The sequence below is a fragment of the Sorangium sp. So ce448 genome (assembly GCF_051520915.1).
Lineage (GTDB): Bacteria > Myxococcota_A > Polyangia > Polyangiales > Polyangiaceae > Sorangium > Sorangium cellulosum_B.
The window spans coordinates 6,387,053-6,400,363 of the sequence record NZ_CP150343.1 but is presented as its reverse complement, the minus strand read 5'-3'; the positions used below and the strand labels follow the sequence as shown (position 1 = coordinate 6,400,363).

Below are 13,311 nucleotides of genomic sequence, written 5' to 3'. Positions count from 1 at the left end.
CGTTCAGGTGAAGCCGACGAGCCTCGAGCTCATCTCCCAGAGCCGCGAGGCCGCCTCTGCGTCGGTCGCCATTCCCTTGAGAGGCCTCGCCCTGGTCCGCTCGAAGAAGGCGGGGCTCCCGGCGGGCGCCGTCTCGGCCAGGATCGCGAGGAGGTTCGCGGCCGCCTGCGCCGGCGTCGCGCCCACGACGTCGATCAGCGCCTTGAGGACGCGCGAGGTCCCCTCGAACAGCCCTGAGCGCACGAGGCCAGGGTAGTAGCAGAGCACCTGGGCTCCGGTGCCCGAGAGCCTCTCCGCGAGGCGGCGCGCCGCGAGCACGAGCGCGAGCTTCGACCGCGCGGAGGCGGAGAGGAACGAATACGAGCGCTTCGACATGAGATCATCGAAGTCGAGCCGGATGCTGTCCACCGGCGCGACCATGTTGACGACGCGCGCGTCGCGCGCGGCCTTGAGCCGGTCGAGAAGCAGGTTCGACAGCAGGAAATGCGACAGGTAGTTCACCTGGAACGTCATCTCGAGGCCGTCGGCCGACTCCGCGCGTTCGCGCAGGAACACGCCCGCGTTGTTCACGAGCAGGTGAACGACCCCGCACCTGTCGGCCACCTGGCGGGCCGCCGCGCGCACGGACGCGAGCCGGCCGAGGTCACACTCGACGAGGTTGACCTCGCCGAGCACCTTCAGCGCGGCGAGCTTCCTCGCGCCGTCGGAGCCGGTCCGGCGACAGAGCACGGTCACCCGGGCGCCCTGCCGCGCCAGCGCGGATGCCGTCGCGAGCCCGATCCCCGAGGTGCCCCCCGTGATCACGGCGACTTTCCCCCTCATGCTCCCCGCACCCCCCATCCCCCGTCTCCTCGTCCTCGTCCATCTCATCGCCTGCGGCGGGCCGGTCCCGACGCTCCGGGAGCTCGTCGGGACAGAGGCACGGGCGGACGGACGTCGATGCACCGGCGGGCGCGGTGCCTGCCGAGGACCCGAAACAGGAAGAGTCGTCGCCCCCGCCCGCGACACAGGTACGACCGTGCGTGCATCACGTCAAGAAAGCTTTGCGCAATGCAGCACAGTGGCAGAGAAAACCATGTTCCAGGTTTTCTGATGCAGGAAGCCGATCTGTCCGCGTCACAGCCGTGTACGTGGACGGCGCCCGGGAAGCGCCTGGCGAGGAGCGTCAGGGGGCGGGCGTCTCCTCGAAGACGCGCAGGCCGTACTTCTCGAGGCACCAGAGCACGCCGATGATCAAGCTCCGCTTGTCGTCCACGAACGACGGCTTCTTCCCCTCGAAGCAGTGGCCCGCGAACTGGAAGCCCCAGCCGGTCGCGAACATCGCGGCCGCGAGCGGGAGGCCGATGAGCGTCGCGCCCACGGGGAAGCTCGCGACGATGAGCGGTATGCCGACCTGGTGACACGCCTGGTTGCGTGGATCCTGGTGGTCTTCCTTGTACCGGCGGAGCACCTGTGTCCATTCGGCGTTGAGACGGAGCATCCGACCTCCTTACCATGCGGACGCCCCGCGCGCGCTTTCGCCGAAGACCGGGCGCGCCGCAGCTTCCCGGTTGCCGTTGGGAGGAATGAGGCGTAGTTGGGCAGTGTGAGCGGTTACAGGACCGGCCCCATGGCGACGACCGCGCCGCTGTCCATCAAGACAGGGGAGCTCCTCGAGGGCGCGCGCTCGGAGAAGCGTCGGGTGCTCCTGCTCGTCTATCATCATGACGGCGTCGAGATGGCCCCGATGAGCCCCGGCGTCGGCGTCGTCGTCGGCAGGGAGGCTCCGGCCGACGTGGTGATCCGGGACAGGAGCATCTCGCGGCGGCACGCGCGCTTCACGCTCGTGGGCGGCGAGGTCGTGGTCGAGGACCTCGGCTCGCGCAACGGGACGCGCATTTCAGGGCAGCGGGTCGAGAGCGGCGTGGTCAAGGCCGGGGACGAGGTGCTGCTCGGCGGCATCGTCGCGTCGGTCCATGTGCTCTCCGGGGGCGAGATGCCCCCGTTCGGCCTGGAGGGCTCCGACGCGCTCCGCTTCGCGCTCCAGGCCGAGATCGTGCGGTCCAGGTTCTTCGGCCGCAAGTTCGCGCTCGTCGTGGTCCGCTCGCTCGGCGCGCAGGCGAGCCACCTCCGCCACTGGGGGCTCCGCGTGCGCGAGGCGCTGAGGCCCGTCGATCGCGTCGCCTTCTACAGCGCCGACACCCTCGAGATCCTGCTCCCCGAGGTCACCCCCGAGCTCGCCGAGGAGCTCGCGAAGGCGATCGTCGCGCGCCGCGAGGGCGAGCCCGTGCTGGTCGCGGGGGTCGCCGTGTCCCCCGACGCCGCGACGTCCATCGACAAGCTCATCGAGGTCAGCCACGAGGCGTCGCGGAGCGCCACCCCCGCCGAGCCCGTGCGCCTCGCGTCCCCGGAGGGCGCGCTGGTCTACGTCACGCCGAAGGTCGACAGCACCCGGCCGCCCGACGAGGCGGGCCCGCCGGGCGCGCCGCCGGAGAGCCAGTGGGAGGCCGACGGCCACCTCCTCGCGACCAAGAGCCCGCTCATGCGATCGCTCGTGGAGGTGGCGCTGCGGGCCGCGCGCTCCTCGATCCCCGTGCTCCTGCGCGGCGAGACCGGGACGGGCAAGGAGGTGCTCGCGAGGTTCATCCACGACGGCAGCCCGCGGCGCGGCGAGCCGCTCATCTGCGTGAATTGCGGGGCGATCCCGGCGCTGCTCGTCGAGAGCACCCTCTTCGGCCACGAGCGCGGCGCCTTCACCGGGGCGAGCCAGCAGCACAAGGGCGTGTTCGAGGCGGCCGCCGGCGGCACGGTCCTGCTCGACGAGATCGGCGAGCTGCCCGCGGCAGCGCAGGCCGCGCTCCTGCGCGTGCTCGAGACCAAGCGGGTGACGCGCGTCGGCGCGACCAAGGAGCTGGAGGTCGACGTCCGCGTGATCGCGGCGACGCACCGCGACCTCGACGCCATGTGCGACGCGGGCACGTTCCGGCTCGATCTGCTCTACCGGCTGAACGCGATGACGCTGAACATCCCGCCGCTCCGCGCGCGCCGCGACGACATCGCGACGCTCGCGGCGGGCTTCCTGGCGCAGGCGAACTCGGCGAACCTCAGCAGGGTCCAGTCGCTCGCGCCCGAGGCGCTGGCCCTCCTGAAGTGCTACTCGTGGCCCGGCAACGTGCGTGAGCTCCGGAACGCGATCGAGCGGGCCGTGGTGATCGCGGAGGGCGACGCGATCATGGCGCGCGATCTCCCGGAGCGCATCCGCCTGGCGGTGACCTCCCCCAGCTCGCCGCCCACGCCCTCTCGCGCCGTCGACGTCTCGCGCTCGTCCGAGCCCGGCGTCGCGCCGGCCCTCTCCCTCCGCGCGTCCGAGCCGCTGCCCTCGCGCCCGTCCGAGCCGATCCCCCCGCGCGCGTCCGATCCGGGGCAGGGGGCGGCCCCCGCGGTCGGCCTCAAGACGCGCCTCGAGCAGATCGAGGCCGATCTCCTGCTCGAGGCGCTGCGCGCGTCCGACTGGAACCAGACGGAGGCGGCGCGTCGCCTCGAGCTGCCGCTGCGAACGCTCCAGCACAAGATCAAGGTCTACGGCATCAAGAAGCTCGGGTACGGCGTCGCTCGCTAGGTCCGCCCGCCGCCCGCCGGGAACCCGGCCATAGGGACGGCCGGACTCCGGCGCCGCGTTCGTCGTTTGGCCGAGATCACTGAGAGAACCCTTCCAGCATGTAGTGCGCCTCGATCCGCTTGAGCGCGAGCACCATCGCGGCGAGCCGCATCGGCAGGCGCTTGCCCACGACGAGCCCGGTCGAGTCGTGAGCTTCCGCGCGGCGCGGCCGGTCGTCCGCGATGTCGCAGATCAGGCGGTAGTTGCTCTTGATGGCGCGCTCCAGCCGCGCGTTCACCTCGCCCTCGGTCCAGTGCTCCATGCGCTTGTTCTGGATCCACTCGTAATAGGAGACGGTCACGCCGCCCGCATTGCCGATGATGTCTGGGATGACGCTGATGCCGCGCTCCGCGAGCACCTTGTCGCCCTCGGTCGTGGTCGGGCGGTTGGCGCCCTCGGCCACGAGCTTCGCCTTCAGCCGTTCGGCCACCTCGCCGGTGATGGCGTCGCCGAGCGCGGCCGGGATGCAGATGTCCGCGTCCACGCTCCAGAAATCGTCCCGCGCGATCGCCTGGGCGCCGCTGTAGCCGGCGACCGACCGCCGGAGGTTCTGCGGGTTCTCGTTGACGTGCGCCATCAGCGCGCCCACGTCGACGCCGTTCGGGTCGAAGATCGCGCCGTCGGCGTCCTGCACGGCCACGCACCGCGCGCCCATCCGGCACAGGATCTCGGCGGCGGCGGAGCCGACGTTGCCGAAGCCCTGCACGATGAAGCGCGCCCCCGCGAGGGGGGCGCCGCGCTGCGCGTACCACTCCTCGATGCAGTACGCGAGCCCCTGCCCGGTCGCCTTGACGCGCCCCTCGGAGCCGCCGATGCGCACGTCCTTGCCGGTGACGACGCCGCGGTGGTTCACCCGCTCGCGCTCACCGTCGCTGTACTGGCGCAGGAGCCACGCCATCACCTCGGCGTTCGTGCCCACGTCGGGCGCGGGGATGTCCACGTTGGGCCCGATGAGCTGCTTCAGCCGGTACATGTACCGGAGCGAGATCGCCTCGAGCTCCTCCTTGCTGTGCTCGCGCGGGTCCATGCGAATACCCCCCTTGCCGCCGCCGAACGGGACATCGGCGATGGCCGTCTTCCAGGTCATCTCGGCGGCGAGCGCGTTGAACAGGTCGAGCGACACGGCCTTGTGGAAGCGCAGCCCGCCCTTGTAGGGCCCTCGCGCCTGGTTGTGCTGGACCCGATAGGCCTTGAAGCGCACGAACGCGCCGGGCTGGATGCGGTAAAGGCCCTGATCGGCGAGGCGGATCGTCCCGTCCTGCACGTGGATCGAGCCGCTCCGGAGCGCCTCGGGGCGGAGGATGAGCTTGCCGTTGAAGAGCGGGGTGATCGCGGCCCGGTTCGGGATCACCGACGCAGGGAGCCGCTCGTAGGCCGCGGCCGCCTCTCCGCGGAAGGGGACGAGGCGGTCCTGGAGCTGCGTGGTGATGTAGAAGATGTGCTCGTAGTCGGGCTGCTCGAGCTCCAGCCGGATGCGGGGAGCCAGGCCGATGAGGTCCGCGGCGGTGTGAAACACCACCATGGATTCGCCGAAGATGTTGGTCTCCGGCTCGCGCTCTAGGAGGGGGGCGTCTTCCATCGCCGTATGCTGCCCCGACCGCGCGGCGGGGGTCCAACGTTTCGCGGGCCCCGCGCTCCACGGAGGGCGCACTCTCTCGGGAGGCCGGTCGACGGACGGGCCGCCCGCCTCGCGGGGAGCTCGTGTGACTCTCCCCGCTGGTTCGGGCGGACCCTCGGTTCGATTCACCACGGCGCGCGGCGGCAGCGTGGCCGTCGCGCCCGGGGAACGACGTCAGGGAAAGAGCGATCCAGGGAACCCACCCCCGCCGCAGCACCCCGCGCCGCCGAAGCCGCCGAGCGGCACGCCGAACCCGCCGGGGAAGCCGAAGCCGCCGTACGGATAGCCGCCCATGCCGAGCGGCCACCCGAAGCCGCCCATGCCCGGGAAGCCGCCGAGGCCGGGGATCCCGCCCATCTGCCCGACCGGGCCGCCGGGCATCTGCCCCACCTGGCCGACGGGGCCGCCGGGGCCCTGGAGCGGGCCGCCGCCCTTGACGGGGCCCTGGCCGATGTCGCCGGGGCCCTGGAGCGGGCCACCGGGGCCGCCAAGGCCGCCCTTGATGGGACCCTGTCCGACGCCGCCGGGGCCCTGGAGCGGGCCGCCGCCCTTGATGGGGCCCTGTCCGATGTCGCCGGGGCCCTGGAGCGGGCCGCCGGGGCCGCCGATGCCGCCCTTGAAGGGGCCCTGTCCGATGCCGCCGGGGCCCTGGAGCGGGCCGCCGGGGCCGCCGATGCCGCCCTTGAAGGGGCCCTGTCCGATGCCGCCGGGGCCCTGGAGCGGGCCGCCGGGGCCGCCGATGCCGCCCTTGAAGGGGCCCTGTCCGACGCCGCCGGGGCCCTGGAGCGGGCCGCCGCCCTTGATGGGGGCCTGGCCGATATCGGTCTTGCCCGGCACCCCGGGCGCGCCGATCAGGCCGCCGCCCCGCGTCTCCTCGTCCGTCGCTTCCTCGTCCTCCAACGCCTGCTCACTCGACGCCACGTCGACGTCGGCCTGGTCCACGTCGGACTCTTGCGGAGCCACCGCGTCGACTGCGCACCCGGTCATCAACACAGAAAAGAGCATCGCCGCGTGCGCCATCTTCATATCGATTGAGCGAACCATCCGTCCTCCTTCCATGCCCTGCTACGGCCCTCGGGCCCGCGCCGGCATGTTGAACGGCGTGGAGAGCAGGCTGCGTGCCTGACTCCTCGTGTGCAGAGCCTGCCGCGTCGGCGACGGCGAAAGTGCATTGTCTGAATCCGCGCCGGGGGAGCGTTCTCCCCGTTTCATCGCGCCGGGGAGCCCGCCGCGCCGGCGCGCGCCGACACGCGCCGATGTGGGAGCCTCTAGAGCGCTGGAGAAAGGCAAATGTCGACGCCCATCGCGGGGCGCCCGCCGCGCGTCGCGCGCGGCGGGACGGCATGAGCCGGGGGGAGGACGACCCGACTTGCGGCTTTATCGCGCCCGGCAAGCCGCATTTCCGAAGACCTGGTGGATCCCTGCAATCAGGGGCTGCTGCGACTCGACATCTGCGCTCGTCGGCGGCGATGTTCTCATCGCTTGCGGCCATCTGGTCACGCCGTGCGCAGCCCACTTCGGCCGACAAGGGCCCTGTCCGGCGCTCCTCCTGCGGCAACCTCGCCGTCGTCGCGTGAGTGTGCCGCGCTCTGCGCCGCGCCGCGCGTCACCCCGTCGTCCGGAACGACGGCGCGGTCGCCGCCTTCAGCCGCGGACGGCGGGCCCGCGATGCAGCGGGAGCGGCCGCCTTCGCGGGGCGTCCCGCGCCGCGTTCGACCGGTTCAACGTGGTTGACAGAAGACGTCTGACCCACACGCTCGGCCGCGCGCGAGCCTCGGTGTCAGCGAGGTTCGCGCGCCCACGCCCGGGAGACCCAGCGCGGCGCAGCCGTCCGTGGCGCTGCAGCGAAGGGAAAGTCGGCGTGATCACGGCTCCTTTGCCTGGCAGGAGCGCATCTTCCGTTGTAGGATTCATTACGCTAAAGGAGCTCGCGCGGCGCCGCAGAGGCGCACAGGCGCACAGGCGGCGTCCTCGTCACACTGGCGCGGGCTCCTCGACGATCTCGGGCGCTCGGAGCGCCTGTTCATGGAGGCGACGCGCGGTCTCCGCGCTGCTGCGGGAGCTCTGGAGAGCTGTTCGCCCGAGGAGCGGGAGCCCGCGGCGCGCGAGGCAGCGCTTTCCAAGGAGGGGATTGCATGCGCTTCTGCGCCACGCGCGCGGGTTCATCTTGCCTGGCCGCCTGCATTGCGGCCCTCTTGCCGCTCGTCGCGGCGTGCAGCGACCCCTCGGGGAGCTCCGGCGCCCCGCTCGTCTGCGAGGGCGTCGCGCCGCGCGCGCCGAGCTGCGCGCCTGGGCACGTCCTCGGCCCCGCGGACGCGTGCATGCCGGTGGGCATCCAGGGCTGCGCCGCGCTGTTCGTGGAGGACGACGGGCTCTGCCATCCATCGATGGAGAAATGCCCTGCAGGGACGATCCCGAAGTTCGATGAGGGCTGCATTCCCGCTGGCATCCCCCGCTGCGCTCCGGAGCTCGCGGGCGACGACGGGCTCTGCAGGCCGGCCATGGCGAGGTGCCCGACTGGCACGTTCGCGACGCCGGAAGCGGGGTGTGTGCCGGTCGACGGCCCCGTCGGCTGCGGGCGTGGGCCGTGGGGGAGCGTCCCGCGCGTGTCCGGGAACGTCTATGTGGATCCGAGCTACTCCGGCGCGGACGGCGACGGATCCGAGGCGAGGCCGGTCACGACGATCGAGGCGGCGCTGGGGCTCGTCGCCGACGGCGGGACGATCGCGCTCGCGGCGGGGACCTACGACGAGCCGGTCGTCATCACGAAGCCGCTCGAGATCGCCGGCCCGTGCGCCTCGCGCGTGCGGATCCGCGGGGTGAGCTCGGCCGTGCGTCCTCCCGCGATCGTGGCGGTGCTCGACGCAGGGGAGGTGACGCTCCGGGGGATCGAGATCGGCGGAGACGGCGCCGGCGTCGTGGCGACCGGCGCGAGCGCGGTGACGCTCGAGCGCGTTCACATCAAGGACGCCATGCATGCCGGCGTCCTGTCGGGCGACGGCGCCCGCCTCTCGGTCGCGCAGAGCTGGATCGAGGGGACGCGCGACGGCAGCGCAGGAACCGGCATCGGCGCCTTTGCGGACGCCGGCGGCGCGCTCCTCGTGAAGGAGAGCGCCGTGACGGGCAACCGCGCGGCGGGCGTGGCGGCGCTCCAGGCGGGCGCCACGGCGTCCGTGGTGGGCAGCCTCGTCGAGGGGACCGTGTCGTCGGGGCGCTACCCGGCGGACGGCCAGGGGATCGTCGTGCAGGACGGCGCCGAGGCGTCGATCGAGAGCACGGCTGTCGTCGGTAACCAGCTGTCCGGGATCCTCGTGGCGGCCAGCGCGTCCGCGACCCTCTCCGGCGTGCTCGTCGAGGGGACGAGCCCCGGGACCTCCGACCCGCCTTACGGCGTCGGCGTGTATGCGGCGGGGCAAGCGCGCGTCGCCATCGACTCGAGCGTGGTCCTCGGCAACACGGAGATCGGCGTCGCCGTGATCGGCGAGGGCAGCGCGGCGACGATGACGCGGAGCCTGGTGCAGGGCACGGTGGCGGCCCCGACCGGGTCGTTGCTCGGCGGATTCGGGGTCGCCGTCGCCCGCGGCGCGGCGATGCGCCTCCACGACAGCGCGGTCGTCCGGAACCGCGGCACCGGGGTTCACGTCGGCGACTCTTCCGCCGAGCTGATCGCCGGCGGCAACCTCATCGAAGGCACCCTCGCCGAAGGCGGCTGGGGGGACGGCGCCGGGCTGACCGTGGCGGAGGGCCGGGTGACGCTCGTGTCGAATGCCATTCGCAGCAACGAGGGCGCCGGCCTGCTCGTGGGATATGACGGGTCCGAGGCGACCGTGACAGGCAACCTCGTCGAGGGGCATGTCGCGCCGGACCGCCGCGCGCCGGTGGGGCAGGGGATCGTCATCTACCGGGGCGCCACCGCCGTGCTCGCGGGCAATGTCGTGAGCGGCAACCGCTCCGTCGGCATCTTCGCCGGCACGGAGATCCTCGGCAGCAAGGTCGAGATCATCGGGAACCTGATCGACGGCACCTCGGGCGGCGAATCAAACGATGACGACGATGACGACGATGACGACGACGACGACGACAGCACGGGCATCGGCGTCGCAGCCGCGGGGTACGAGATCCGGCTCGCTTCGTCCCTCGTCCGCGGGAGCCGCACGGCCGGCGTTGTGCTGTTCGGCTCCGAGGCGGAGATCTCGCAGACCGTCGTCGACGGGGTGACGGGTGATCCCCGCGCCGCACAGGGCAGGCGGCGCGACGAGCTCGTCGCCGACGGCGTCCTCGCGCTCGCCGGCTCCACCGTCGCGCTCGACGACGTGCGGGTGGAAGGCTGTGCGCGCGCCGGCATCCTGTACGACCGGAGCACCGGTCGCCTCTCCCGGGTTCGCGCCCTGGACAACCGCTTCGGGCTGGTCGTGCAGGGCTCGCCCGAGCCTCAGCTGAAGCTGGGTAAGGAGACCGCGTTCGTCGACAACTGCACCGCCGACGAGCTCTTCGGCAGCGAGCTCCGCGTGCCAGCGTCCGCTCCCCCGCTCCCATGAGACGCGCTCGCGGCCGCTCGTCTGGCCGGCGCCCGCGCCCGCGCGAAACATTGCTGACATCGAAGGGAGCCTTTCCTGATACGTGGCACTCACGGCCACGGCGGAGAGGACCAGCCCATCAGGCGTCGAATAGCGGCCCGCACTACAACGCTGAGCGCATCCGACGCTCCGCCCGCGTCCGCCCCTGACGCGGCCTTCCCTCTCTGCCCGCCCAGGGGGGTGTCCGCGCTCGCCCTGGGAGCGCGCCCCCTGTCTACCGGCGCGAAGTTGGAAATTTCTGGTCTTGTAATCGCCCGCGGACGTCTGTATAGACGTGCCCCGGACGCGCGTGGACCGCGGCGCACCTCAGGTGCCTGAACCGACGCAGTCGGTGACTGCTTACTTTCTTTCTGCGGCCAAAGAAAATAACAGTGCAAGTGCTTAAGCCATCATTCCTCATGACGCGTGATGACACCATGAGCACCATGAGCACCATGAGCACCATGAGACGGAGTTGCTGCTGCGAGACATGACGCACCACGACATCTCCCTTGAAAACGCGCCTGAGTAAGCGGCGCGAGAACTTGACAGCGACCTCGAATCCCCGTTGACACTGCTGTGCGAAAACGGCTACAGTGCCGACGCCTGGATGCTGGTATGGCGCACTGCGTCGCGGTGTCGAATTCCGGCGAGCCGCTCTGCTGCGTGGTGGCTTCCAGGGAGATTGAGGAGTGGGAGAGGGACGGTGGGCGCTCGGGCGTATCCACGAGGGCCCCGCGAGGAGCATTCTCATGAGGAACTGGTTGTTGCCGCGTCGGACGTTCGTGTTGTCGACGTTGCTGCTTTCGGTCGGTGTCACAGCGGGGTGCGGGAAGACCGAACCGACCAAGGAGTCCGCGGGCGGCGCGAGCACCGCGCCGGGGCCGGGCAAGTCCTCACCGGCCGCCGACACCTTCCTGACCGTCTCGATCGAGCAGCAAGCGTCATGGGTGCGGAACTTCAATCCTCTGCTCGCATCAGGCAACGTTCGCTGGCCAACCGTCGCTGGCATCTACGAGCCGCTCCTCGTCTACAACACGATGAAGGGCGAGTTCACCCCCTGGCTCGCATCCAAGTACGAGTGGGGTAACGGGAACAAGACGCTCACCGTCACGACGCGGCCCGGGGTCAAGTGGTCCGATGGCCAACCGTTCACGGCGAAGGACGTGGCCTTCACCTTCGGGCTCCTGAAGAAGCACGCCGCCCTCGACCTGCAGGGCGTCTGGAAGTGGCTGACCTCGGTCGAGGCCAAGGGCGACTCCACGGTCGAGTTCACGCTCACGCGGCCCTACGTCCCCGGGCTCGTCTTCCTCGGCCACCAGCCGATCGTGCCGGAGCACAAGTGGAAGGACGTGGCGGATCCGGTCACGTACACGAACGAGAACCCGGTCGCGACGGGGCCCTTCACCGAGGTGAAGACCTTCCAGAACCAGATCTACGAGCTCGGCCGGAACCCGAACTACTGGCAGCCGGGCAAGCCGGCGATCAAGGGGCTCCGCTTCCCGGCGTACCCGGGCAACGACCAGGCGAACCTGGCGCTCTTGAACGGCGAGGTCGACTGGGCCGGCAACTTCGTCCCGGAGATCGAGAAGGTCTACGTCGGCAAGGACCCGGCGAATCACCACTACTGGTTCCCGCTCGTCGGCAGCACGGTGTTCGTCTACACGAACACGACGAAGAAGCCCCTCGACGATGCGCGGGTGCGCAAGGCGATCAGCATGTCGCTCGACCGCGAGCAGATCGTCAAGGTCGCGATGAACAACTACACGCGGCCGGCGGACGCGACGGCGCTGAGCGACGCGCACGAGCGCTGGCGCAGCCAGAAGACGGTCGAGGCGGGCGACTGGGTCAAGTTCAACGTGGCCAAGGCGAACCAGATCCTCGACGAGGCGGGTTATGCCAAGGGGGCCGACGGCATCCGCGTGAAGGACGGGAAGCCGCTGCGCTTCGATCTCAACGTCGTCACGGGCTGGTCCGACTGGGTGCGCGCGGCGCAGATCGTCACGCAGCAGGTGAAGCAGATCGGCGTCGAGGCCACGCTGAAGACGTACGACTTCAGCGCGTTCTTCGAGGCGCTCCAGAAGGGCACGTTCGACCTGTCGATGGGCTGGTCGAACGAGGAGCCGACCCCGTACAACTTCTACCGGGACCTCCTCGGCACCGCGACCGCGAAGCCGGTCGGCGAGACGTCGGCGCGCAACTGGCACCGCTTCGGCGCCAAGCAGGCCGACAGCCTCTTCGAGGCGTTCGAGGCCGCGACCGAGCCGGCGGATCAGAAGAAGATCATCGAGCAGCTCCAGGAGATCTTCTCCGAGGCGGCTCCCTCGATCCCGCTGTTCCCCGGGCCGTCCTGGGGCGAGTACAACACACGCCGCTTCACCGGGTTCCCCAGCAAGGAGAACCCGTACGCGAAGCTGTCGCCCAACAACCCGCCCGAGTACCTGCTGGTCCTCACCGAGCTCAAGCCGAAGTGAAGTTGGGCGTGACCTGATCCGGAGCGCAGGTTAAAAGAGAGAGCTTCTGTGCGTTACCTTCTGCGACAGCTGGGCTTGTACTTCATCGCGGCGTGGGCCTCGCTCACCCTGAACTTCCTAATTCCGCGCGCCATGCCGGGCGATCCAGCCTCGGCCATGTTCGTGCGCTTCCGGGGGCAGCTGCAGCCGGAGGCGATCGATGCGCTGCGGAAGGCGTTCGGGTTCACGGGTGAGCCGCTCTACAAGCAGTACATCACCTACCTGAGCCACACGCTGACCGGCGATCTCGGGACCTCGGTTGCGCACTTCCCGGCGAAGGTGACGGAGGTCATCGCGACGGGGCTCGGCTGGACGCTGCTCCTGTCGGGCGCCGCCGTGATCGTCAGCTTCGGCCTGGGGACGCTGCTCGGGATCATCGCGACGTGGAAGCGGGGCGGCTGGCTCGACTCGATCATGCCGCCGGTCCTGATGTTCCTCGGCGCGTTCCCCTACTTCTGGCTCGCGATGGTGTCGCTCTACATCCTCGGGTTCGTGCTCGGGGCCTTCCCGCTGCGCCACGCCTACAGCGACACGCTCTCGCCCGATTGGAGCCTGGAGTTCATCGGGAGCGTGCTGTCGCACATGGTCCTGCCCGCCCTGTCGATCGTCATCGCCACCATCGGCGGCTGGATGCTCGGCATGCGCAGCGCGATGGTCACCGTGCTGTCCGAGGAGTACATCACGATGGCCCAGGCCAAGGGGCTCTCGCAGTGGCGGGTGATGTTCACCTACGCCGCGAGGAACGCGCTCCTGCCCAACGTCACCGGCTTCGGCATGGCGCTCGGCTTCGTGCTCGCCGGCTCGCTGCTCACCGAGATCGTCTTCTCGTATCCGGGGCAAGGCTATCTGCTCATCCAGGCGGTTCGAAATCAGGATTACCCGCTCATGCAGGGGATCTTCCTCACCATCACGTTCGCCGTGCTGGGGGCGAACTTCCTGGTCGACGTGATCTACGTGTTTCTTGATCCTCGCGCCCGCGGGCGCTGA

8 protein-coding genes are annotated in these 13,311 nt (G+C 70.6%); 4 read left to right on the top strand and 4 right to left on the bottom strand.

Features of this window, described 5'->3' with window-relative positions; genetic code table 11:
• Positions 1-3: 3 nt before the first annotated feature.
• Positions 4-822: an SDR family NAD(P)-dependent oxidoreductase gene (locus tag WMF45_RS24080; protein ID WP_437555013.1), complete on the bottom strand. Its 819-nt coding sequence runs from the start codon at positions 820-822 to the stop codon at positions 4-6.
• 343 nt (positions 823-1,165) lie between these two features.
• The gene (locus WMF45_RS24075; protein ID WP_437555011.1) at positions 1,166-1,480 is read right to left on the bottom strand and encodes an Mpo1-like protein; all 315 of its coding nucleotides are present in this window, start codon (positions 1,478-1,480) and stop codon (positions 1,166-1,168) included.
• A gap of 105 nt (positions 1,481-1,585) precedes the next feature.
• Between WMF45_RS24075 and WMF45_RS24070 the strand changes: the two genes are divergently transcribed.
• Positions 1,586-3,598, top strand: a complete 2,013-nt coding sequence (locus WMF45_RS24070; RefSeq protein ID WP_437719177.1) for a sigma 54-interacting transcriptional regulator — start codon at positions 1,586-1,588, stop codon at positions 3,596-3,598.
• Positions 3,599-3,674: 76 nt separating this feature from the next.
• On the opposite strand, the gene WMF45_RS24065 is transcribed toward WMF45_RS24070, so the two are convergent.
• Together WMF45_RS24065 and WMF45_RS24060 are read right to left on the bottom strand one after the other, a co-directional pair.
• Positions 3,675-5,216, bottom strand: a complete 1,542-nt coding sequence (locus tag WMF45_RS24065) for a Glu/Leu/Phe/Val family dehydrogenase (protein WP_437719176.1) — start codon at positions 5,214-5,216, stop codon at positions 3,675-3,677.
• A 213-nt stretch (positions 5,217-5,429) separates the two neighbouring features.
• Positions 5,430-6,299 (bottom strand): hypothetical protein, encoded by an 870-nt coding sequence (locus tag WMF45_RS24060; protein ID WP_437719175.1) that lies wholly within the window; start codon positions 6,297-6,299, stop codon positions 5,430-5,432.
• 1,091 nt (positions 6,300-7,390) lie between these two features.
• Between WMF45_RS24060 and WMF45_RS24055 the strand changes: the two genes are divergently transcribed.
• From WMF45_RS24055 to WMF45_RS24045, 3 genes are all read left to right on the top strand, one after another.
• On the top strand, positions 7,391-9,793 hold the full coding sequence (locus WMF45_RS24055; protein ID WP_437719174.1) for a right-handed parallel beta-helix repeat-containing protein: 2,403 nt from the start codon (positions 7,391-7,393) through the stop codon (positions 9,791-9,793).
• A gap of 770 nt (positions 9,794-10,563) precedes the next feature.
• Positions 10,564-12,285: an ABC transporter substrate-binding protein gene (locus tag WMF45_RS24050; protein WP_437719173.1), complete on the top strand. Its 1,722-nt coding sequence runs from the start codon at positions 10,564-10,566 to the stop codon at positions 12,283-12,285.
• A gap of 48 nt (positions 12,286-12,333) precedes the next feature.
• Positions 12,334-13,311: an ABC transporter permease gene (locus WMF45_RS24045; RefSeq protein WP_437719172.1), complete on the top strand. Its 978-nt coding sequence runs from the start codon at positions 12,334-12,336 to the stop codon at positions 13,309-13,311.

Excerpts from the sequence above, each read along its gene's own strand:
- WMF45_RS24055 (WP_437719174.1), top strand. The coding sequence starts at position 7,391 with ATGCGCTTCTGCGCCACGCGCGCGGGTTCATCTTGCCTGGCCGCCTGC.
- WMF45_RS24065 (WP_437719176.1), bottom strand. The coding sequence starts at position 5,216 with ATGGAAGACGCCCCCCTCCTAGAGCGCGAGCCGGAGACCAACATCTTC.
- WMF45_RS24050 (WP_437719173.1), top strand. The coding sequence starts at position 10,564 with ATGAGGAACTGGTTGTTGCCGCGTCGGACGTTCGTGTTGTCGACGTTG.
- WMF45_RS24080 (WP_437555013.1), bottom strand. The coding sequence starts at position 822 with ATGAGGGGGAAAGTCGCCGTGATCACGGGGGGCACCTCGGGGATCGGG.
- WMF45_RS24060 (WP_437719175.1), bottom strand. The coding sequence starts at position 6,299 with ATGGTTCGCTCAATCGATATGAAGATGGCGCACGCGGCGATGCTCTTT.
- WMF45_RS24075 (WP_437555011.1), bottom strand. The coding sequence starts at position 1,480 with ATGCTCCGTCTCAACGCCGAATGGACACAGGTGCTCCGCCGGTACAAG.